Raw genomic sequence first — 20,293 nt, 5'->3', positions numbered from 1 at the left:
CGGGTGGAGTTAGGGTGGGCAGCCACCCGCGGAAGCCGTGGAGGTTTCCCCCGAACACGACCGCTGGGAGTTGTCTCGCATGCAAGGGCGCGTCCCGTCACAGACGAGCCACGATGACCGGCTCCGGCAGGAGATCCTCTCCAGCCGGCAGGAGCCGCCCCCCAGGACCAGGAACATGAAGCCCGTCGTCATCGCCGCCGTGGCCCTGGTGGCCGTGCTCGCGGCCGGGGGAGCGGGCTTCGCGCTGCGCGGCGGGTTCGGTCCCGCGGACCCGCCCGCCGGGGCCGGGACCGGCCAGTCGGCCCCCGCCCAGGACACCGGTTCCGCCGCGGACGACGGACAGAGCGACGGACGGGGCGACGGACGGGGCGACGGACGGGGCGACGGACAGGGCGACGGACTGGGCGGCGAGGGCGGACAGGACGCGGAGGGCCCGGCCGACCAGGGCTCAGCGGATCAGGGCGCGAACGATCAGGGCGCAGGGGACCAGGGCGCCGGCGGATCGCAGGCGTCCGGTGGTGGCGGCGCGGACACCGCCTCCGCCTCCTCGGGCGGCGGCTCCGCCTCCGGAGGGAAGAGCACGGGCCACACCGGGACCGGCTCGTCTGGCAAGACGAGCGGCGCCTCGAAGGGCGGCGGTTCGAAGGGCGGCAGCAGCCAGGACCAGGGTGAGGTGCCGTCCGGCGCCGATGGAGCCCCCGGGCTCATCCCCGGAGCCTGCGCCGCCGACGGCTGCTGATTCCGGGGTCGCGCTTCAGAGCACTGGATCCCCTTCAAGGCGCTGGATCCCAGGGCGCTCGCCCTGAGCCGACCCCGCGGAAGCCGCGTCCGGCGCTGAATCGCCGGGGCCTGCGCCGCCTCCGGGCGCTGAATCTCCGACGACCCTGCGCCTGGATTTCGGCCTGTGCCCGGGGCGACGGCGTGGAAGCCGCTCAGGCGGTGGTCAGGCGGACGGGCCGGGCCAGCCGAGCGGGAAGGCGATGCGGGCGGGCGGCTCGCCCGCCGCGTCGTTGAACTCCCGCATGGCGGTGATGAGGGCCTGCCGCTGGGACGCCGGCATTCGCGTGAGGATCGCGGCGATCTCCTCCTTGCGCCGGGCGGTGACCTCCTCCACGATCCGCCGCCCGTTGTCGGTCAGCCGCAGCAGGGTCTCCCGGCGGTTCTGCGGATTCACCTCGCGCTTCAGCAGGCCGGCGACGGCGAGGCGGCCCGCCATGCGCATGGCCGTCGACGGATTGACGCCAAGCTTGTCCGCCAGCGTCACCAGCTTGGTCTCGCCCTGTCCGACCACCATCAACATGCGGAACTGCGGCAGGGTGACCCGGTCCTCCGCCGCGGCCAGCGACCGTGCCGATATCGCGACGAGCACACGCGAGGCGGTGAGCACGGCTGCGGTGACGGCCTCCAGGTCGTCGCCGATCGGCTCCTCGTCCGCTTCCTTTGCCATAGGAACAGTTTTTACACGGTCCCTGCCGCGGCCATGCCAACGCCCCCGCGACGTACGGCGGGCGAGGCCGCGCCGTGGAAGCCGCCAAGAGAGCCGCCCTGATGAACCGGCCTCGGGGAGAAGGTCAGAGTGCGGGTGCTCAGCCGAGCGCGGCCAGCAACTCGTTGCAGGCCTGGGCGCAGCGACGGCACGCCTCGGCGCAGACCCGGCAGTGCTCGTGCATGTGGGCGTGCAGGCCGCACTCGTCGCCGCAACTGCGGCACGCCTGCGCGCACGCCTCAAGCTGGGCGCGCGTCAGGTTCGCGTCGTAGCCGGTGTGCCTCGACAGCACCCGGCCCGTCGTCGCGCAGATGTCGGCGCAGTCGAGGTTGGTGCGGATGCAGCGGACGAGCCCCGCCACCGCGTGCTCGCTCAGGCAGGCGTCGGCGCAGGCCGTACAGGTCTGCGCGCAGTCGAAGCAGGCCTCGATGCACTTGGCGAGCACCTGCCTGTCCACGCCGCCGAGGTCGGCGGGATAGGTCTCCAGCATCACTCCGGCGTGTCCCATAGCACAGCTCCTTCCGCTCTCGGGCAGGCGTCCCCGCGAGGAGGCGGAGACCCGCCGACGAGGTCGGGTCCGTCGCCTCCGGCGCCCGCTCGGCGATCCGATCGCGTTCCTGACGGCCGGATTGCTCTTTGGTGGCCATACCCGGCAGCACGGTCGTAAACGGAGATGATCCGTCGGCCGGTGTGCTGATCGTCCTCCGGGGTAGTCGCGAGGCCACGGCAGAACAAGGAGGAACTCATGGGCTGGAGCTACCGAAAAGCGATCAAGATGGGACCGTTCAGGCTCAACCTCTCGCGCGGCGGCGTCGGGCACAGCTTCGGCGGACGCGCCTTCCGCGTCACGAAGACGGCGGACGGACGCCGCACCCTCACCGTGAACCTGCCCGGCGGCTTCCACTGGAAGAAGACGCTTGATTAGCGAGTCTCCGTCGCCATACCCCCGACCTCGGCCACGCGCAGCGGGGCGTGACTCGTCGGAGACGACATAGCGGCGGCAAGACGACCGGCACGGCGGGCGCGTCCCCGCGCCCGCGAACCGGGCGTCACGGACCGGCTGTGGTGCACCTGGCGGTAACGCGCGGCGGCACGTTCGCGAACCCGGTCGCGGACCTGCCGCAGGGCACCTCGCGTCGGCACGCGGGGGACCCGGCGTCGCGGACCGCCCGTCGTGCACCTGGCGGCACGAGGTGAGGTGCCTGCGTACCCCCCGGGGGCGGACCTGGCCGTTCGAAGGCACTATTTCAGCGGGTCGTGGCCCCAGTTCATGAGGGAGTATCGCCAGCGGGTGTCCCGCACGTCGCCCGAGGGGCGCTGGGCCAGGTGCCGGCGGACATATCCGACGACCTTGCGCATGTGGGCGTAGTCCTCGTCGTCCAGCTCGCTCGTCTTCTTGCGGAGGATGGCGACGATGTGCCGGCCGGACTCGCGGCCCGTCGACTCGCCGCCGTCCGGCTTGTCGCCGACCGCCTTCGACGGCTCCTCGCGCAGCCATCGCTCCAGTTCGTCCGCGGACATGTTGACCGCCTCACCGAACTCGGCGGCGGTCTGCTTCCTGTCGGCGGTCACGTCACTCCTTCGGATGCAGGGCCGACGGCTTGTGCACCGCCGTCCCACCGCTCTTGTCGCTACGTACGAGGAACTGCGGGTCCTCGGGCGAGGCGGCCACGGTGCGGCCCGCCTCCTCCGTACGCTCGGTGATCTTCTTCTCGACCTTGCCGGCCGCCTCGCCGCCGTGGCTCTTCCAGGTGACCTCGTCGCCCGCCGACGGCTCTTCCTTCTTGTCCTTCTTGCCCATGGGCCCGGCCCTACCCGAGGAAGCCCGCCCGCCTCGCGACTGGCCACCGAAATGCCTCTCTATCAGGCAAAATCGGCGCGAAGCGCATAGGTCGCCGAGCCGATCGGGCGGGGGATCTCCGTACTGTTGCCCGGGCGCCGGGATTACCTCGGCCCGTCACCGCGCACGGTGGGAGCATGGGACGGACCGTGCGGCTGACCGCGACCGTCACCCCCGAGGACGACGGCCTGTACTGTGCGCGGTGCGTTCAGGTCGAGGTCGCCTGCGAGGGGCACTCGGTCGACGAGGCGCTCGACCGGCTGCGGCAGGCCCTGGAGCACTACTTCGAGCGGCGGCCCGTGCCGCACCCGCCCCAGTGTCCGCCGATCGTGGTGCCGATCGAGGTCAGGCTGCCCGAGTGAGACCGCGGGCGAAGCGGCGGTGCGCCGGCGAGCCCGTCCGGCCCCCTCACCCGCGGGTCCCGTGAGGAAACGGCACCCTACGGGCCCCGCTGCCCGTCCCGCTCCGGCCCTCTCCACGGCCGTGCCGAGGCCGCTCGCGGGACTGATGGGATCTTTACGGGTGAAGCGCCCGATCATCATGCTTGACCGGACATTGGTCGTCGGATGCGTGATCACTCCCCGGTGCGGCGCTTACCGTCGTGCTCGTACCATCCATGACCTCGGGGGAGTCTCATGCCTCTCTGCACAGCCGTACTGGCCGCCGCCCTGCTTTCCGGGCCGGCCGCCGTGCCGCCGGACCCGGCACCGCCCGGTACGAGGGCAACCACGGACAACACCAACGCCGCGTCGCCGTCCACGGGCCGGCCGCAATTCGCGACCCTGCCCGCCATGGTGCCGCAGGCCGGGGGACCCTCGTCCACCATTCCCCAGGCGCCGCCATGGATGACCCCCAGCGGGACGGAGGGCGAGCGCGACGACAGCGCCACGGCTCCCCGCTCGCCGGTCACGATCGAGGGCACGGAGGCCGATGGAGAGACCACGACCAAGTACGTCCCGGTGATCGATCCCAAGACACGCGACGTCTTCATCCGGCCAGTCGTCGCTTCCGGCTCGAACGCACAGGCGCCGCAGCCGTTCACCTTCGGCCCGGTGCAGGGCGTCCAGTCGACCAGGATCTATCCGCTGCCGCAGGCGGAGCAGAAGGCGGCCCAGCCGAAGACGGCGCGCAAGAAGCCGGTCACCAGGCCCCGCCAGCATCAGCGGCCGCGCTAGTAAGCCAACCCCAGACGGCCTGACGGAAGAGGCCCGTGTGACCGGCCCGTCAGAACGGCCCGCCACACCGGTCCTGAGCCCGTGTGGCGGGCTCTTCCGGTGTCGCCGTCCACAGGGGTCGCCGACGGCGCGGACGGTCGTGCGGGTGGCACGCCGGGCACCGCGTCCGGTCCCCGGGACCGATCGGTGCGCCCGTCCCGTGTCTCATCACGCACCCGACCAACCACCCAGCAACGACCTTTCCACGACTAAGGAAACACGATCATGAATACCCGTCTGCTCGCCCTTGCCGCCCTGACCGCGGCGCTTTCCATGTCCGCGGCGTGCGGCGGCCAGGGCGGCGGCAATCCCGCTCCGGTCGCGGCCAACGAGACCGCGACGGACATGACCAGCGAGACTCCCAGCGCGGAGGCGAGCGAGAGCCCCACCGCGTCGGGGTCCGCGTCTCCGTCCGTCTCCGGAACGCCCGTCGGCGCGGGCTGCTCCTCGCTGCCGGCCTCGGGCAAGGGCAGCCCCGCAGAGCTGGCCAAGGTGCCCGTCGGCACCGCGATCTCCGACGTCCCGCTGCTTTCCACGCTGGCGCGCGTGGTGAAGAAGGCCGGCCTGGTGGAGACGCTCAACTCCGCCCAGGACATCACGGTGTTCGCGCCGACGAACGACGCGTTCAACAAGATCCCGAAGAGCCAGCTCGACCAGCTGATGAAGAACCGCAAGTCGCTCCGGGGGCTGCTGGCCTACCACGTGGTCAAGGGGCGCAAGGCGCCCGCGGACATGCACGGCGAGCTCACCACTCTCGAGGGGCGCAAGCTCACCGTCACGGGGTCCGACTCCACGCTAAAGGTCAACGACGCCACTGTGACCTGCGGAAACATCGCGACGAGCAACGCCACCATCTACGCGGTCGACAAGGTTCTCATGCCGAGGTGATCGGCCGTCGTACGGAAACAGCCTTCACGGGGGTGAGCCGCTCACGGCTCGCCCCCGTTCCGTTTTTCGCGGTTTCCCTGTGTCCTTCACGCCGTCCCCGGGCCGCTTCCCCGCCTTCTCCCGCCTCTTCCCCGGTCTCTCGCCGCGCGATTTCACCGCATGCATTGCCGTACGGGCACTTGGAGCATGGCGCGGTCATTTCCGTAATGAGCGAAGCAGGGGGTGAGCTGGGAGTCTATGTCCTGAAGCGGCTGATCCTCTTATTTGACCGGACACTGAGCATCGGGTCCGTGATGGCCCGGCATCGTGCGCTTACCTTCGTTCTTGTACCGTCCACGAGATTTCGGGGGAAATTCTCATGCCTCTTTGTACTGCCGTACTCGCTGCGGCCCTGCTTTCCGGCCCCGCTCCCGCGGACCCGGCTCCGCTGTCCGCCAAGGAGCCGATGTCGCCCGGCAAGCAGATCGCCGCCATGGCGATGAACCACCCGGAGGAGCCCGACGTCGTCGCGTCCAAGAGCCTGGACATCCTGGACAAGGGCGCGAAGGTCGGCCCGTTCTTCCCGGCGGACGACGAGGCCGAGGATCGGGCGAGCGGACCGGCGGCGAACGACCAGAGCAGGCAGGCGCCGGGCGGCGACACGGCCCAGGGCCGGCAGGCCGGCACGCAGCCGGTCGGAAATCCCGCCGGAGGCGGCCCGCTGGCCGGCGCGAACGGGAACCAGGTGAGCGGATCGCAGCCGGGCTCCATGTTCACGATGCCCGCCAAGGGGAACAGCGGCCAGGGCTCGCCGCAGGACGTCTTCCTTCGCCCCACGTCCAACCAGCCGACGATTACCAAGATGTCCGGCAACGACCTCGCGGGTAAGCCGTCGAAGGCCGACGACGACGAGGCCGCCGACGCCTGGGTGCGCGGGATGATGCCGGGCTGGGGCATGCCGCAGGCCGGCAAGGCGAAGACCACCGCGAAGGCCAAGCCCAAGGCCCCGGCCAAGGCCCCGGCCAAGGCCCAGGCCAAGGCACAGCCCAAGCCGGCCGCCGCCGACAGCTTCTGGAACATGCCGGGCTGGGAGGACTGAGCGTCCGCGCCGCGGTGAGGCGACGCGGTGATCAGAGGGAGGGGTGAGCCTGTCCGGCTCACCCCTCATCCTTGTCCACGGGTCATCCGTGTCCACGGCCCCTGGCGGCGTGAGGCAGGTCGACGACCTCCACCAGGTCGGCGAGATCGAGGTGGGCCGCCACCTCCGCGACGGAGGCGCAGTAGCCGATGTGGTAGCCCAGGTGTCGCACGCGCAGCAGAGCGCGGCCCTCGATGACGACCACGTCTACCTCATGTCCCTCCGAGCTCATCCACCTGTGCATGGCGGAAGGGTAGGAAACGCCGGGTCATGGCCGAGTAAACCCCTCTGGATCACTGGATACGGAAACAAGGCCGCATATCAGGCGAAAATTCGCGCCACCTCCGGGTATGAGGGCACCGTCGGAACAGCCACCGGGGGCCGGGGTGATCGGCATGACGAGCGGATGGACGTTCGAGGGACAGCCCAGCGCCATCGGCGGGGCCATGACACTCGTGGCCGGGGGATCGTTCTGCGTGTCGGCCCGCAACGGCGACATCCTGCCCGGGTCGGCGCAGGGGATCTACTACGCCGACACCCGGCTGCTGTCCCACTGGGAGCTGCGCGTCGACGACAGCCCGATCGAGGAGCTCCAGGTCCTCGCGGGCGAGCCGTACCACGCGACCTTCGTCGGCCGGACATCGCCGCGGCCGGGGCAGGCCGAGAGCACGCTGCTGATCGTGCGCGACCGGTACGTCGGCGGCGGGCTGTCGGAGGACATCACCATCCGCAACATGTCCCACGAGCCGGCCGGCTGCATGGTGACCCTGCACATCGGCTCCGACGTGTGCGACCTGTTCGAGGTGAAGACCCACCGGGTGCACTGGGTGGCCGACGTGACCACCGTCGCGGACGAGCGGTCGCTGCGCATGTTCTCGGGCAGCAAGGCCAGGGGAGTGCGGGTGATCGCCAAGGCCGACGGCACCCCCGTGCTGCCGATGATCAACCCGCGCCTGCTCGTCTTCCGCGTGGTGGTGCCGGCGCGCGGCGAGTGGGCGGGCTGCGTGCAGGCCAACCCGATCATCGACGGGATCGAGACCGAGCCGTGGTACACCGAGAAGCAGTTGTCGCCCGCGCTGGTCCAGCGGGCCGGTCAGCTCTTCGAGTGGGACAAGCGCCTGCCCAAGGTGACGACGACCAACACCGCGCTGGCGGGAATCCTGCGTCAGTCGCAGAAGGACCTCGGCGCACTGCGGCTGTTCGATCCCGGGCAACCGGAGCTGCCGCCCACCGTCGCCGCCGGGGCGCCCTGGTTCATGACGCTGTTCGGCCGCGACTCGCTGCTCAGCTCGTGGATGGCCCTGCCGCTCGATCCCGAGCTGGCGCACGGCACGCTGGGACGGCTGGCCGCCCTGCAGGGCACCAAGGTCGACCCGTTGACCGAGGAGGAGCCCGGCAAGATCATGCACGAGCTGCGCTACGGCGCCAGGAAGGACGACAGGTCGGCCGCCGGGCACGCCTACTACGGCTCGGTCGACGCCAGCCCGCTGTTCGTCATCCTTCTCGGCGAGCTGCGCCGCTGGGGCCTGCACCGGGCGGCGGTGGAGCGGCTGATCCCGCACGCCGACGCCGCGCTGGAGTGGATCGAGCGGTACGGCATGCGCGACGGGTTCCTGTGGTACCAGCGCAAGACCGACCAGGGCCTGCTCAACCAGGGCTGGAAGGACTCCTTCGACGGCATCAACTTCGCCGACGGCACGATCGCGCGGCCGCCCATCGCCCTCGCCGAGGTGCAGGGATACGTCTACGCCGCCTACATCGCCCGCCACTACTTCGCCAAGGAGGCGCGCGACACCGAGACCGAGCAGCTCTACCGGCAACGGGCCGCGGAGCTGCGCGCCCGGTTCAACGAACGGTTCTGGCTGCCCGACCGCGGCTACTTCGCCGTCGGGCTCGATCACGAGGGCCGCCCGATCGACGCGCTCGCCTCCAACATGGGCCACTGCCTGTGGTCCGGGATCGTCGACCGCGACAAGGCCCCGGCCGTGGCCGGGCACCTGCTGTCGCCCCGGATGTTCTCCGGCTTCGGCATCCGCACCCTCGCCTCCGACATGGGCGCGTACAACCCGATGAGCTATCACAACGGGTCCGTCTGGCCGCACGACAGCGCGCTCGTGGCGTCCGGGCTCATGCGCTACGGGTTCGTGGAGGAGGCCCAGCGCATCGCCACCGGCCTGCTCGACGCCGCCCGCGCCTTCGGCGACCGGTTGCCCGAGCTCTTCTGCGGGTTCGACAGGGCGGAGTTCGACCTGCCGGTGCCCTACCCGACCTCGTGCTCGCCGCAAGCCTGGGCCTCGGCCACGCCGATCCAGCTTCTGCGGCTCCTGCTCCGCGTCGACCCGTGGGTGCCGAGCCGCAGGGTGTGGATCGCGCCGGTGCTGCCCAAGGGATTCGGGGAGCTGCGCATCTCCGGCTTCCCGATCGCCGGCACCCGGGTCGACCTGGAGGCCCGGGAGGACAGCGGCGAGGTGCACGTGGACGGGCTGCCGGAAGAGGTGCGTCTCATCGAGGAGCCCCGCCCGCCCGCGGCCCTCCGCAGGTCTTCCATGTGCGACCGGAGTGAGGAAAGCCGGCGATCTCCTCGGGCATAGTGGAGCCATGCCCGAGGATCTGAACTACTACTCGACGCTCATCGCGGTCGCCGACGACTGCCCGGTGACCGCCGCGGAGGTGCCCCGGGGCCGAGGCGGCAAACCCACCGTCGCCGTCCTCCAGTACGAGCTGATCTCCGGCGCGCCGTACGGCCTGACGCAGGAGGACGTGCTGTTCGAGACCTGGCTGCGCCGTCAGGACCTGTCGGCGGACCTGCCCGCCGAGCGGCGCGCGGAGCTCAGGAAGGAGTTCTTCTCCCGTCCCCAGGCGTGCCTGAGGTCGTCGCCGCTGGCGAAGAGACACGGCTGGGGCCTGCTGTTCGACCGGGACGGACGCATCGCGCTGTGTCCCATGGAGTCGGAGGAATACCGGCGCCTGGTGGACGGCGCGCGCGCCGGGGAGGACGGCGGCGTGCGGGTGCTCAAGGCGCTGCGCTCACGCCGCGCCTGACGCGTCGTTCCCGGTTTGCCGAGAGTTGTCCCGGTTTGTCTGGGCCGGCCCGGGGTACGGCCCCCGATTGTCCAGCGCTGTCCTGGTTGTGCGGCGTCATCCTGATGTCGTACGGCGCCGCCGAGCCGGGCACGGCCGAGGGGGGCGGGCGTCATGAGCGATGTGGAACTCAGCGTACGGATGCCGGTCGGCGACGTCGTGCTCGACGCCGACGTGGCGGTCCCCAGGGATGCCAGGGGAGCGGTGCTGTTCGCCCACGGCAGCGGAAGCGGCCGGCACAGCCCGCGCAACCGATACGTCGCCAGGGAGTTGCAGCGGGCCGGGCTGGCCACCGTCCTGGCCGACCTGCTCACCGTGGAGGAGGAACGCGTCGACGCGTTCACCGGCCACCTGCGCTTCGACATCGGCCTGCTCGCCGACCGGGTGGGCGCGCTGGCCGACCGGCTGCCCGAGGACGAGGTCGTCGGCGGCCTGCCCGTCGGCCTGTTCGGCGCGAGCACGGGCGCCGCCGCCGCGCTCGTCGCCGCGGCGACGCGGCCCGGCCTGGTCAGGGCGGTGGTGTCCCGGGGCGGCAGGCCCGACCTCGCGGGAGGCGCGCTCCGCTCGGTGCGCCAGCCGACGCTGTTGATCGTAGGGGGGCGTGACTCCGTCGTCCTCGACCTCAACAGGGAGGCGATGCGGGCGATGACAGCGCCGGTCCGGCTGGAGATCGTGCCGGGCGCCACGCACCTGTTCGAGGAGCCGGGCGCGCTGGAGACGGTCGCAAGGCTCGCCCGCGACTGGTTCGTGCACCATCTGGCGGGTGGATCGGCCTCCGCCTGAAGTGCCCCGCTACGATCAGACCCCATGGAACAGCGCGTGTTGGGCAGGACGGGCAGGCAGGTCGGCGTGGTCGGGCTGGGAGCGTGGCAGCTCGGGGCCGACTGGGGCGAGGTGAGCGAGGCCGACGCGTTGGCCACTCTCAACGCCGCGGTCGACGCGGGGACCACCCTCATCGACACGGCCGACGTGTACGGCGACGGCCGCAGCGAGAAGATCATCGGGAAGCTCATCAAGGAGCGGCCCGGCCTGACCGTGGCCACCAAGATGGGCCGCAGGGTGCAGCAGACGCCCGACGTCTACACGCTGGACAACTTCCGCGCCTGGACCGACCGCTCCCGGGCCAACCTGGGCGTCGACACGCTCGACCTGGTGCAGCTCCACTGCCCGCCGAGCGCCGTCTTCGAGACCGACGAGGTCTTCGACGCGCTCGACACGCTGGTCGCCGAGGGCCGCATCGCCGCGTACGGCGTGAGCGTCGAGACGGTGGCCGAGGCGCTGACCGCGATCGCGCGCCCCGGCGTGGCGACCGTGCAGATCATCCTCAACGCCTTCCGGCTCAAGCCGCTGGACGAGGTCCTGCCCGCCGCGGAGAAGGCCGGAGTCGGCATCATCGCCCGGGTGCCGCTGGCGAGCGGCCTGCTGTCGGGCAAGTACGGCCCGCAGACGGTCTTCGGCGAGGACGACCACCGCAACTTCAACCGTCAGGGCGAGGCGTTCGACGTCGGCGAGACCTTCTCCGGCGTCGAGTACGGCGTGGGCCTCCAGGCGGTCGAGCGGCTGCGTGGTCTCGTGCCCGAGGGCATGACGATGGCGCAGTTCGCCCTGCGCTGGATCATCGACCAGCCCGGGGTCAGCGTCGTGATCCCCGGTGCCCGCAACCCCGGACAGGCCGAGGCCAACGCCGCGGCGGCGCAGTTCCCGCCGCTGCCGGCCGAGACCCACGACGCGGTCCGCCAGGTCTACGACGACCTGATCCGCCCGCAGGTCCACCACCGCTGGTGACGGCCCGGCCGGTGTAGCCGGGTTCCACCGGGCGCCCAAGTGGGGCCGGAGCGCATCCGATCAGGGGGACGCGCTCGAATGACCCTACGTGGAGACGTGGGAGGCCGCACGGAAGAACGCGGCGAAGAGCGCGGCCAAGGCTGATGGCACGCCACCCGAACGGCGCGGAGCCCGGCCGCCCCGGCGTTCGTCGAGCGGGCCGGAACTCCCCGGAGCGCCCTCCGGCCCGTCACCCGGCCCATCACCCGGCCCATCACCCGGCCCATCACCAGGGCCGTCGTCCGGAGCGTCCTCCGGGATGTTGTCCGAGCCGGAAGCGCCGCGGACGCCCCGCCCGGCGGGCGCGTGGCCGAACGCGGCCGGCGTGGTCGCGCTGGCCGCGATGGTGGCCGCCCAGATCGCGACGGGACTGCGGCCCCAGGACCCGCGCCTCACCACCGCGGTCGTGGTGCTGCTCGCGGTGGGCGCGCTCGCCTTCGCGGCGGCGGCGTACACCCCGCGCAGGGCGGCGGGCGCGTTCACGGCGGCGGTGGCGGCCGGTTATGCCGCCGAATGGATCGGCACCAGGACGGGCCTGCCCTTCGGCGACTACCGCTACACCGACGTTCTGTGGCCGCGGCCGGGCGGCGTCCCGCTGATCGTCGCCCTCGCCTGGGGCGGCATGGGTCTGGCCGCACACGCCGTCGCCCGCCGCGTGGCGCCGCGCGGCCGGATGGCGCCGATCCTCACCGGCGCCCTGGCGCTCACCGCGTGGGACCTGTTCCTCGACCCGCAGATGCTCGGGCTCGGGCTGTGGGTCTGGGCGGAGCCGGGACCCTACCGCGGGGTCCCGCTCACCAACTTCGCCGGCTGGCTGCTGGTCTCCTTCCTGGTCATGGCGCTGCTCGACCGCATCACCGGCCGTCCCGCCGCCGACCGGCCCGTGACCGGCGCCGAGGCGGCGGGGACGACCGGGCTCGTCGCGCTCTACACGGTCATGGCGCTGATGGAGACCGTCGGCTTCGCCGTGGTCTTCCGGCCGCCCGATCCGTTCGTGGCCGCCGCCGGAGGGCTCGCGATGGGCGCCTTCGCCCTGCTCGCCTGGGGGTGCGCATGGCGGAGGTGATCGTGGTCGGGGGCGGCGTCGGCGGCATGGTGGCCGCTCTGCTGCTCGCGCGGGACGGGCACGACGTGCGGATCCACGAGCGGCTGCCCCGGCTCGGCGGCAAGCTGGCCGAGCACAGGCGAGACGGCTTCACGTTCTCGATCGGCCCCTCGCTCCTCACGCTGCCCGGCCTCTTCCTCGACCTCGGCGTGCCGCTCGACCTGCTCGAACTCGACGAGCTGTGCCGGTATCGCTTCGCGGACGGCTCGACCCTGGCCACCTACCGCGACCCGGGGCGTACGGCGGAGGCGGTGGACCGGCTCGCGCCCGGCGAGGGCCGGGGCTGGCGGGCCTTCCACCGCTGGGCCGAGCGCTGCCTGGACGCCTCCACGCGCACCTTCTTCGCGGGCCCGCTGTCCGGGCCCGTCGTAGAGCCGCCGTTCCGGCCGGGCGGTCGCCCGTCGGGCGGCCCGTCGGGCGGCCCTGCCGGTGGGCGGCCGGGCAGACCCCTCCCACGCCCCCGGCCGGGCGACCTGCTCGCGGTCGCGCCGGGCCGCACCCTGCACGGTCTCGCGTGCCGCTTCTTCCGGGACCCCCGTCTGCGCCAGTACGCCGGCCGCTACGCCACCTACGCCGGCTCGAACCCCTACCGTGCGCCCGCCGCCCTGGGCTGCGTCCCCGCCATCGAGCACGGTGACGGCGGATGGTACGTGCGGGGCGGGCTGCCCCGCCTCGCCGAGGCGCTGGCCGCCTCGCTCGACAAGGCGGGCGTCGAGGTCCGGCTGGAGACCGAGATCACCGAGATCCTCGCCGACGCGGAGCGGGTCGTCGGCGTCCGTACGGCTCCCGGCGAGGTGGTCAGGGCCGACATCGTGATCGTCAACGCCGACGCGGCCGCCCTGTACGGGCGGCTCCTGCCCGACCGCACCCGGCTGCGCCGCATCGCCCGGCTGGGCCTGTCGTCGTCCGCCTTCCTGATGCTCGCCGCCGTGGAGGGGCGGACCGAGGGCCTGCCGCATCATTCGGTGGTGTTCTCCGCCGACTATCGGCGCGAGTTCGGCGACATCTTCGAGCGGCGGCGTCCGCCGGAGGATCCCACGGTCTACATCGGCTGCCCAGCGGTGACGGACGACACCCAGGCTCCCCCCGGCGCGGAGAGCTGGAGCATGCTGGTGAACGTCCCGGCCGGCGACCCCGCGCGCTGGCCTAGGCCGCCCGAGGCGTACGCGGAGCTGGTGCTCGAACGGCTGGCGAGCCGGGGGCACGACCTGTCCGGACGGCTGCGCTTCCTCGACCTGCTGACCCCGGCCGACCTGCGGGACCGGTACGGCGCGTGGGGCGGGGCGATCTACGGGGGCGCGTACGGCGGGCCGTTCGCCCCGTTCCGCCGCCCCGGCAACCGGGGGCCACGGCGCGGGCTCTACCTCGTCGGCGGGGCCGTGCATCCGGGAGGCGGGCTGCCCCTGGTGGCCATGGGCGGGCGGATCGTGGCCGCCTTGGTGCGCGGCGACTTCCCCCGTTCCGCCCGGCACCCGGGTAAGGCAGCCCGGTGAAGGCCGAGGCGACCACGACGACCGGAAAACCCGCTCCGCGGCGGCCACGGGCCGGGGCCGCCGCGCGCGTGCTCGCCGTGGCCCAGGCCGTCGCGGCCGTCGTCGTGCTGGCGCGGCTCGCGCGTGGTCGCCGGCGCCTCCCTCCGCTCACCGCGCCCGCGCCCGGGGAATTCCCCGGTGACGCGCCCCCGGGCGGTGTCGCCGGCCGGGCGGCGTGGATCGGCGGGGGCACGACATCAGGCGGCGGAAAACCGGGTGCCGGAAGTCCGGGGATCTCGGTGGTCATCCCGGCCAGGGACGAGGAGCGGCGGCTCGGCCCCTGCCTGCGGGCGGTCCTGGCCGATCCCGCCGTCACCGAGGTGATCGTGGTGGACGACGAGTCCTCGGACGGCACCGCCCGGCTCGCCGCCGCGTACGGGGCGACGGTGGTGCGCGGACGCCCGCTGCCGGAGGGCTGGGTGGGCAAGCAGTGGGCGCTGCACCAGGGGCTGGAGGAGGCACACGGCGAGATCGTGGTCACCCTGGACGCCGACACCCGGCCCCGGCCCGGCCTGTTCGGCGCGCTCGCCGCCGCACTCGCGGAGCACGACCTGGTCAGCGCGGGCCCGCGCTTCGTCTGCGACGGCCTCGCCGAGCAGGCGTTGCACGCGTCGTTCCTCGCCACGCTGGTCTACCGGTTCGGCCCGATCGGGCCGCCGGTCCCGCCGCCGCCCCACCGGGTGGTCGCGAACGGCCAGTGCCTGGCCTTCCGGCGTGAGGCGATGCGGCGGGCCGACGGCTTCGCCCGCGTGCGCGGCCACATGACCGACGACGTCGCCCTCGCACGGGCCCTGGCCGCCGACGGCTGGAGGGTCGGCTTCCTCGACGCGGGCGGCTTGCTGGAGGTGGACATGCACGAGTCGGCGGCCGAGGCGTGGCGGGAGGGGGGGCGCTCGCTGCCGCTGCGCGACGTCACCCGCCCCGCCTGGCAGGCGGCCGATCTCGCCGTCGTCTGGCTCGCCGCCGCGCTGCCCGCGCTCCGCCTGGCCGCCGGGCGGCCGACCCGGCTCGACCTGGCGCTGCTCGCCGTACGGTTGCTGCTCGCCACCGCGCTGCGGCGCAGCTACGCCCGGCCCGGCGCGGGCGTGCTGCTGTCGTTCCTGCTCGATCCGGCCACCGCCGTACGGCTCACGCAGGCGACGCTGCGGCCGGTCAGGACCTGGCGGAGCCGCGCGTACGGCCTGGGCCGCGCCGACGCCGTCACGTGCGGCGCGCGGCCAGGGCCGCCTGACCGAACCGCAGCCCGATGAGGCACATCAGCGCGCCGGTCGCGGCGACGTGGCCGATCGGCGCGAACGGCAGTTGCAGCAGCGGGATCGCGAAGACCCCTGCCCTGGCCCCGATCGCGAACGACCGGGTGAGCAGGAACGTCACCCCCATTACGGCGAGCGCGAGCAGGAACGCGGGCGGGCAGATCACCGCGATGCCACCGGTGAAGGTCAGCACCGACCGCCCGCCGCGGAACCCGGCGAAGACCGGCCAGGCGTGCCCGATCATCGCGGCCCCCACGGCCAGGTACGCCGCCGGGGCGCTCGGCCCGGCGACCACTCCCGGCCCGGTCGTGTGCCCGCCCGCCGCCAGCAGGCCGAGCAGCCCGGCGAGCACGCCTTTGGCCATGTCACCGGCGAAGACCGGCACGGACGCCCGGCGGCCGAGCCGTTCGCGCACGTTCCAGAAGCCGGGGTTGCGGTCGCCCACCTCCCGGGGATCGACTCCTCGCCGTCCCGCGACCAGCACCGCCACCGGAATCGAGCCGAGAAGGTAGCCGCCGATGAGCGCCACCAGCATGGGGACGAGCGGCGGGAGCGTCGTCACGTTCCACCTCCACAGATACGCCGGCCGGGGGGCGATGCGTCACATGGCCTTCGACCGTCCGGTGCTGCGCCGCACCGGGGGGCTGCTGTTCTGGCGGCTGCTCGGCACGGGCCGGGGGCCGTCGACGACCCTCGGCGCCGACCTGCGCCGCTGGGCGCTGCTCGCCGTCTGGCGGGACGAGCAGGCGGCGGAGGAGTTCCTGGCCCGCTCGCCGATCCCCGGCAGGTGGCGGCGCGAGGCGGTCGAGACCTGGCACGTACGGCTCGCGCCGATGGCATCGCGCGGACGCTGGAACGGCGTCGAGCCGTTCGTGCCCGTGACGGGCGGCCCCGGCGACGAGCCGCACCGCGGCCCGGTGGCGGTGCTGACCCGGGCGTCGATCCGGCCGTCGCGGCTGCCGGCGTTCTACCGGTCCGCCCCCGCCGTCGACCGGTCGCTGCGGGCACAGGGGGGCTGCCTCGCCTCCGTCGGGCTGGGGGAGTGGCCGGTCGCCAGGCAGGCCACCTTCTCGCTGTGGCGCGACGCCGCCGCCGTACGCGCGTTCGCCTACGCCGGGCGGGCGCACCGCGAGGTCGTCGCGCGGGTCCGTGCCCACGACTGGTACTCCGAGGAGCTGTTCGCCCGGTTCGTCCCCTACGCGAGCGAGGGCACCTGGGACGGGCGCGACCCCCTCCGCGATTCGCCTGCCGATCGCTGAGCGATCCCGCAGGCCGGGACAAGCTCGTGAGCGCAGGAGGTCACCGCCCGGGGTGGATGGCGAGCCGGTCGCCGAGCCGGGCCACGATCTCGCCCACGGCCAGGTCGCGCGCCACCACGCAGGCCCTGGCGATGGTCGCGGCGCGGGAGGAGCCGTGCGCCACGACGACGGTGCGGGTGAGCCCGAGCAGGGCCGCGCCGCCGTGCGTCTCTGGGGCGTAGCGCCGCGCCACCCGCCCGAGGCAGTCGGTCGCGCCCACGTCCTGCGCCGCCACGAGGGCGAGCGTGGCGCGCACGGTCCCCTCCACGTTCTTCAGCACGATGTTGCCGGTGAAGCCGTCGGTGACGATCACGTCGACGGCCCCGGTGAGCACGTCGCCGCCCTCGACGGTGCCGTGGAAACGCAGCGGCAGGCCCCGCAGCAGGGTCTCGGCCCGGCGGGTCAGCCGGTTGCCCTTGCCGGGCTCCGCGCCGATCGACAGCAGCCCGACGCGCGGGTCGGCCACGCCCAGCACGAGTTGCGCGTACGACGCCCCGAGCAGCGCGAACTGGGCGATCATCTCGGGCGTCGGGTCCACCGTCGCGCCGGCGTCGATCAGCACGGTGGCGCCGCCCGCCGTCGTCGGCAGCGCCACGGCCAGCGCGGGACGCAGCACGGCGGGCGCGGTGCCCAGCCGGTCGACCGCGCAGGCGACCACGGCGCCCGTGGACCCCGCCGACACGAAGGCCGCGCCGGCCCCCTCCCGTACGAGATCGAAGCCGACGGCCAGGCTGGAGCTTCCCATGCGGACCGCGCCCGCGCCCCGCTCGGTCATCGGGACGACGTCGGCGGCGTGCGCGACGTCGATCTCGCCCGCCGCCCTGAGCCGGGCCAGCTCCGCGTGCACGACCCCGGCCTGGCCGACGAGGACGACCGGCACGCCGTGCTCCCGCCACGCCGCGACCGCGCCCCGCACGATCTCCGCGGGCCCGTGGTCTCCGCCCATGGCGTCCACGACGACCGGCCGGGAGGCCGCGTCCGGCTCGCGGGCGGGGATCCTCGGCCCCGGCACCGGACCGGGGCCCGCCGTGGCGCTCGCAGGGGCGCCCGGTGTGGCCTCCTGCCCGGGAGCCACGTCAGGCCACCCCCACGCGGAGCTCGGCCTGCGCGGCGGCGCGCGCGGCCAGCAGGTGCCTGCCGAAGATCGCGAGCCTGCGCCGCCGTCCGACCCTGGCCCGCCTCGCCAGCACGTCGTGCCCGGCCGCCTCGACCTCGTCCAGGATGCCGCCGTACAGCTCGTACGCCGCCCTGATGCACGGCCGCGACGACGGCGCGAGCAGCTCGATCCCCTCACGGGCCCGCCTGTAGTGGTCGCGGGCGCGGTCGCACTCGTAGGCCACCAGCTCCCGCACCGCGGGAGTGGCGTACGGCGCGGCCAGGTCGGCCTCGGTCACGCCGAACTTGTCCAGATCCGACAGCGGCAGGTAGACGCGGCCCCGCGCCAGGTCCTCGCGGACGTCGCGGATGAAGTTCGTGAGCTGGAAGGCCAGCCCGAGCTGGCGGGCGGGCTCGCGGGCCCGTGCCTCCTCGCCCGGCAGGGCCTCCAGCACCGGCAGCATCATCGTCCCGATGACCGCGGCCGATCCCTCCATGTAGCCCAGCAGGTCGTCGTACGTCGCGTACCGGTCCACGGTGAGGTCGGCGCGCATCGACGCGAGGAACGCCCGCACGTCGGCCTGGTCGATCCCGAACGCCCGCACCGTGTGCGTGAACGCGGGGAGCACGGGATCGTGGACGCGGTCGCCGTCCAGCGCGGCGGCGAGCCGGGAGGACAGGCGCTCCAGCGCCGCGGCCCGGTCGCCGGTCATCGCGAGCGAGTCGACGATCTCGTCGGCGTAGCGGGCGAAGCCGTACAACGCGTGGACGTGCGGCCGTTTCCAGGCGGGCAGCAGGCGGGTGGCCAGGGAGTACGAGCGGCCGTAGCTCGCGTGCAGCCTGCGGCACCGCTCGTAGCCGGCCGTCAGCGTCGCGGCCGACGCCAGGGACGGCGTGCTCAGGGTGCTCATGGGGTGCTCTCCAGGATGCGTTCGGCGGCCAGGCGGCCGGAGATCAGGACGGGGGGCACTCCGACACCGGGAGCCGTGTACATGCCGGCGAAGTGGAGGCCGGGGACCCGCCGGGCCGCGCCGGACGGGCGGAACCACGCGGTCTGGGTGAACCGGGCGTCGAGCGCGAAGGGCGTGCCGGCCGAGTGGCCGCGCCGCCGCCATCCGGGGGGATCGAACACCAGCCGGGGCGCGCCGGACAGATCGCCATATCCGAGGTCGGCGAGCCGGCTCGTCATGCGGTCCACGAGACGGGGGGTGAGGGAGGCCCAGTCGGCGCCGCTGCGGGTGTTCGGGGTGGGTTCCAGCACGCTGAGCACGGCCGGGCGATGGTCGTGCCGCCCGTGAGTATCAGGCCCGGGGTCGGGGGCGTGGTCGTCCGCGCAGGTCACCAGCAGGCTCGGGTCCGGCTGTGGCCTGCCCGCATCGAGCGCCGCGAACGTCGGCTCCCACTCCCGCCCGAAGTGCAGCGTGTGATGGGCCTGGCCGTCCGGGCGCCGGTCGAGCGCGAAGTGCGCCACCAGGCACGAAGGGGAGAAACGGGGCCGGCGCAGCCGCCAGTCGGCCGCCTCCTCCGGCAGCAGGCCGTCGCCGCCCTTCCGGCCGTGCGCCCGGACCAGGTCGCAGGCCACCACGGCGTGCCGGGCGGCGAGCCGTTCGCCGGTGTCGAGGCGCACCGCGACGACCCCCGCGCCGTCGGTCTCGATCCGCGTGGCCCGCACGCCGTAGCGGAAGACCGCCCCGGCCTTCTCCGCGGCGGCGGCCATGGCCCGGGGGACGGCGTGCATGCCGCCCTCCCGGGGGAAGTAGACCCCGCCGACCGTGTCCATGTGGGCGATCACCGCGTACACGCCGAGGGCGCGGCGCGGCGACAGGCCGACGTACAGCGCCTGGAACGTGTGCGCCCTGATCAGCCGTTCGTCGGTGAGGTGACGCCGCACGAGCCCGTCGAGCCGGCGGAAGCCGCCGAGCGCGGCCAGCCGCGCCAGCGCGTACGGCCGGGCCAGCGCGCCCAGCCGGGTCATGTCCCGGTCGATGAACGTGCTCCACTCGGCCTCGAACAGCTCTCCCAGCAGATGCCGGAACCGCAGGTAGCGCCGGGCCTCCTCGGGCCCGCACAGCGCCCGCACCCGCTCGGCCATCGCGTCGGCCCCCGCCACCACGTCGAGCCGCGATCCGTCGTGGAAGGTCAGCCGGTAGTACGGGTCGAGCCGCCGCAGCGGGAGCCAGCGCTCCAGATCCTGCCCGGCGGACGCGAAGGTGTCGGCCAGCACCCCCGGCATGGTCAGCACCGATGGGCCGGTGTCGACGCGGTGCGGGCCCAGGGCCGCCGTGCCGCAGCAGCCGCCCGGCACGTCGACGGCCTCCACGACCGTCACCTCGCGGCCCGCCCCGGCCAGGCGCATCGCGGCGGACAGGCCGCCCAGCCCGGCGCCGATCACCACGACCGGCCCGCCCGCGCTCATCGGCGCGCCCCATCGGGAGCGGGATCGGCGGAGCCACCCGAAGCCGGCGCCTCGCCGGTCCCCGGAAGCGGGTCCGGCGGCGCCGCTCCCGGGTGGTCCGCCCGCTCGGACGCCGGCGCCAGGAGGCAGGATCGCTTGCCCGGG

The 20,293-nt window shown here is 73.6% G+C and carries 23 protein-coding genes; 14 read left to right on the top strand and 9 right to left on the bottom strand.

The window, feature by feature from the left end; translation table 11 throughout:
* Nucleotides 1-175 precede the first annotated feature (175 nt).
* The gene (locus tag FLV34_RS40630) at nt 176-739 is read left to right on the top strand and encodes a hypothetical protein (RefSeq protein WP_187280696.1); all 564 of its coding nucleotides are present in this window, start codon (nt 176-178) and stop codon (nt 737-739) included.
* A gap of 204 nt (nt 740-943) precedes the next feature.
* On the opposite strand, the gene FLV34_RS22520 is transcribed toward FLV34_RS40630, so the two are convergent.
* Nucleotides 944-1,447, bottom strand: a complete 504-nt coding sequence (locus tag FLV34_RS22520) for a MarR family winged helix-turn-helix transcriptional regulator (protein ID WP_147943986.1) — start codon at nt 1,445-1,447, stop codon at nt 944-946.
* Nucleotides 1,448-1,586: 139 nt separating this feature from the next.
* Entirely contained in the window at nt 1,587-1,994 is a 408-nt protein-coding gene (locus tag FLV34_RS22515; RefSeq protein WP_205830475.1) for a four-helix bundle copper-binding protein, read from the bottom strand.
* A gap of 237 nt (nt 1,995-2,231) precedes the next feature.
* On the opposite strand from FLV34_RS22515, the gene FLV34_RS22510 reads away from it, so the two are divergent.
* A complete protein-coding gene (locus FLV34_RS22510) occupies nt 2,232-2,411 on the top strand; it encodes a DUF4236 domain-containing protein (protein WP_142648901.1) in 180 nt (59 codons plus the stop codon).
* Between the two features lie 317 nt (nt 2,412-2,728).
* Here the strand turns inward: FLV34_RS22510 and FLV34_RS22505 are convergent, their stop codons facing one another.
* Together FLV34_RS22505 and FLV34_RS22500 are read right to left on the bottom strand one after the other, a co-directional pair.
* Nucleotides 2,729-3,058: a DUF3140 domain-containing protein gene (locus FLV34_RS22505; RefSeq protein ID WP_142648902.1), complete on the bottom strand. Its 330-nt coding sequence runs from the start codon at nt 3,056-3,058 to the stop codon at nt 2,729-2,731.
* A gap of 1 nt (nt 3,059) precedes the next feature.
* Complete coding sequence (locus FLV34_RS22500) at nt 3,060-3,287, bottom strand: DUF2945 domain-containing protein (protein WP_142648903.1); 228 nt, start codon at nt 3,285-3,287, stop codon at nt 3,060-3,062.
* A 176-nt stretch (nt 3,288-3,463) separates the two neighbouring features.
* On the opposite strand from FLV34_RS22500, the gene FLV34_RS22495 reads away from it, so the two are divergent.
* The 4 genes from FLV34_RS22495 (at nt 3,464) to FLV34_RS22480 (ending at nt 6,506) form a co-directional block, all read left to right on the top strand.
* Nucleotides 3,464-3,688 carry a type II toxin-antitoxin system HicB family antitoxin gene (locus tag FLV34_RS22495; protein ID WP_142648904.1) on the top strand — a complete coding sequence of 75 codons (225 nt, stop codon included), beginning with the start codon at nt 3,464-3,466 and terminating at the stop codon, nt 3,686-3,688.
* 273 nt (nt 3,689-3,961) lie between these two features.
* Nucleotides 3,962-4,501: a hypothetical protein gene (locus tag FLV34_RS22490; RefSeq protein WP_142648905.1), complete on the top strand. Its 540-nt coding sequence runs from the start codon at nt 3,962-3,964 to the stop codon at nt 4,499-4,501.
* A 264-nt stretch (nt 4,502-4,765) separates the two neighbouring features.
* Complete coding sequence (locus tag FLV34_RS22485) at nt 4,766-5,428, top strand: fasciclin domain-containing protein (RefSeq protein WP_142648906.1); 663 nt, start codon at nt 4,766-4,768, stop codon at nt 5,426-5,428.
* Between the two features lie 358 nt (nt 5,429-5,786).
* Nucleotides 5,787-6,506 carry a hypothetical protein gene (locus tag FLV34_RS22480; RefSeq protein ID WP_147943985.1) on the top strand — a complete coding sequence of 240 codons (720 nt, stop codon included), beginning with the start codon at nt 5,787-5,789 and terminating at the stop codon, nt 6,504-6,506.
* 82 nt (nt 6,507-6,588) lie between these two features.
* Here FLV34_RS22480 and FLV34_RS22475 read toward each other — a convergent pair whose 3' ends face one another.
* Nucleotides 6,589-6,789, bottom strand: coding sequence for a transposase (locus tag FLV34_RS22475; RefSeq protein ID WP_142648908.1), 201 nt, complete (start codon nt 6,787-6,789; stop codon nt 6,589-6,591).
* A gap of 151 nt (nt 6,790-6,940) precedes the next feature.
* Here FLV34_RS22475 and FLV34_RS22470 point away from each other — a divergent pair, with 151 nt between their 5' ends.
* The 7 genes from FLV34_RS22470 to FLV34_RS22440 all read left to right on the top strand — a co-directional run bounded on the left by FLV34_RS22470 (nt 6,941) and on the right by FLV34_RS22440 (nt 15,337).
* The gene (locus tag FLV34_RS22470; protein WP_142648909.1) at nt 6,941-9,136 is read left to right on the top strand and encodes a glycogen debranching N-terminal domain-containing protein; all 2,196 of its coding nucleotides are present in this window, start codon (nt 6,941-6,943) and stop codon (nt 9,134-9,136) included.
* 7 nt (nt 9,137-9,143) lie between these two features.
* Entirely contained in the window at nt 9,144-9,587 is a 444-nt protein-coding gene (locus FLV34_RS22465; protein WP_142648910.1) for a DUF6157 family protein, read from the top strand.
* 153 nt (nt 9,588-9,740) lie between these two features.
* Complete coding sequence (locus FLV34_RS22460) at nt 9,741-10,409, top strand: dienelactone hydrolase family protein (RefSeq protein ID WP_142648911.1); 669 nt, start codon at nt 9,741-9,743, stop codon at nt 10,407-10,409.
* Between the two features lie 24 nt (nt 10,410-10,433).
* On the top strand, nt 10,434-11,411 hold the full coding sequence (locus FLV34_RS22455) for an aldo/keto reductase (RefSeq protein ID WP_142648912.1): 978 nt from the start codon (nt 10,434-10,436) through the stop codon (nt 11,409-11,411).
* 298 nt (nt 11,412-11,709) lie between these two features.
* Complete coding sequence (locus tag FLV34_RS22450) at nt 11,710-12,516, top strand: carotenoid biosynthesis protein (RefSeq protein ID WP_147943984.1); 807 nt, start codon at nt 11,710-11,712, stop codon at nt 12,514-12,516.
* A complete protein-coding gene (locus tag FLV34_RS22445) occupies nt 12,504-14,048 on the top strand; it encodes an NAD(P)/FAD-dependent oxidoreductase (RefSeq protein ID WP_187280695.1) in 1,545 nt (514 codons plus the stop codon). The genes FLV34_RS22450 and FLV34_RS22445 overlap by 13 nt, the downstream gene beginning before the upstream one ends.
* The gene (locus tag FLV34_RS22440; protein WP_147943983.1) at nt 14,045-15,337 is read left to right on the top strand and encodes a glycosyltransferase family 2 protein; all 1,293 of its coding nucleotides are present in this window, start codon (nt 14,045-14,047) and stop codon (nt 15,335-15,337) included. Before FLV34_RS22445 ends, FLV34_RS22440 begins: the two co-directional genes overlap by 4 nt.
* Here the strand turns inward: FLV34_RS22440 and FLV34_RS22435 are convergent.
* The gene (locus FLV34_RS22435; protein ID WP_260617340.1) at nt 15,288-15,902 is read right to left on the bottom strand and encodes a glycerol-3-phosphate acyltransferase; all 615 of its coding nucleotides are present in this window, start codon (nt 15,900-15,902) and stop codon (nt 15,288-15,290) included. The two genes, FLV34_RS22440 and FLV34_RS22435, sit on opposite strands and share 50 nt — an antisense overlap.
* Here FLV34_RS22435 and FLV34_RS22430 point away from each other — a divergent pair.
* Nucleotides 15,859-16,599, top strand: a complete 741-nt coding sequence (locus tag FLV34_RS22430) for a spheroidene monooxygenase (RefSeq protein WP_240971620.1) — start codon at nt 15,859-15,861, stop codon at nt 16,597-16,599. The two genes, FLV34_RS22435 and FLV34_RS22430, sit on opposite strands and share 44 nt — an antisense overlap.
* Before the next feature lie 40 nt (nt 16,600-16,639).
* Here FLV34_RS22430 and plsX read toward each other — a convergent pair whose 3' ends face one another.
* From plsX to FLV34_RS22415, 3 genes are read right to left on the bottom strand one after another with little or no spacing between them, the layout of a single operon-like run.
* Nucleotides 16,640-17,713 (bottom strand): phosphate acyltransferase PlsX, encoded by a 1,074-nt coding sequence (plsX, locus tag FLV34_RS22425; protein WP_261985865.1) that lies wholly within the window; start codon nt 17,711-17,713, stop codon nt 16,640-16,642.
* Between the two features lies 1 nt (nt 17,714).
* Complete coding sequence (locus tag FLV34_RS22420) at nt 17,715-18,644, bottom strand: phytoene/squalene synthase family protein (RefSeq protein ID WP_147943982.1); 930 nt, start codon at nt 18,642-18,644, stop codon at nt 17,715-17,717.
* Nucleotides 18,641-20,149, bottom strand: a complete 1,509-nt coding sequence (locus FLV34_RS22415; protein ID WP_147943981.1) for an NAD(P)/FAD-dependent oxidoreductase — start codon at nt 20,147-20,149, stop codon at nt 18,641-18,643. Before FLV34_RS22415 ends, FLV34_RS22420 begins: the two co-directional genes overlap by 4 nt.
* Between the last annotated feature and the right edge of the window lie 144 nt (nt 20,150-20,293).

The organism is Microbispora sp. CSR-4 (assembly GCF_008033685.1).
Classification (GTDB): Bacteria; Actinomycetota; Actinomycetes; order Streptosporangiales; family Streptosporangiaceae; genus Microbispora.
The sequence above is the reverse complement of the archived record's forward strand: the minus strand, read 5'-3'. Positions and strand labels throughout refer to the sequence as shown.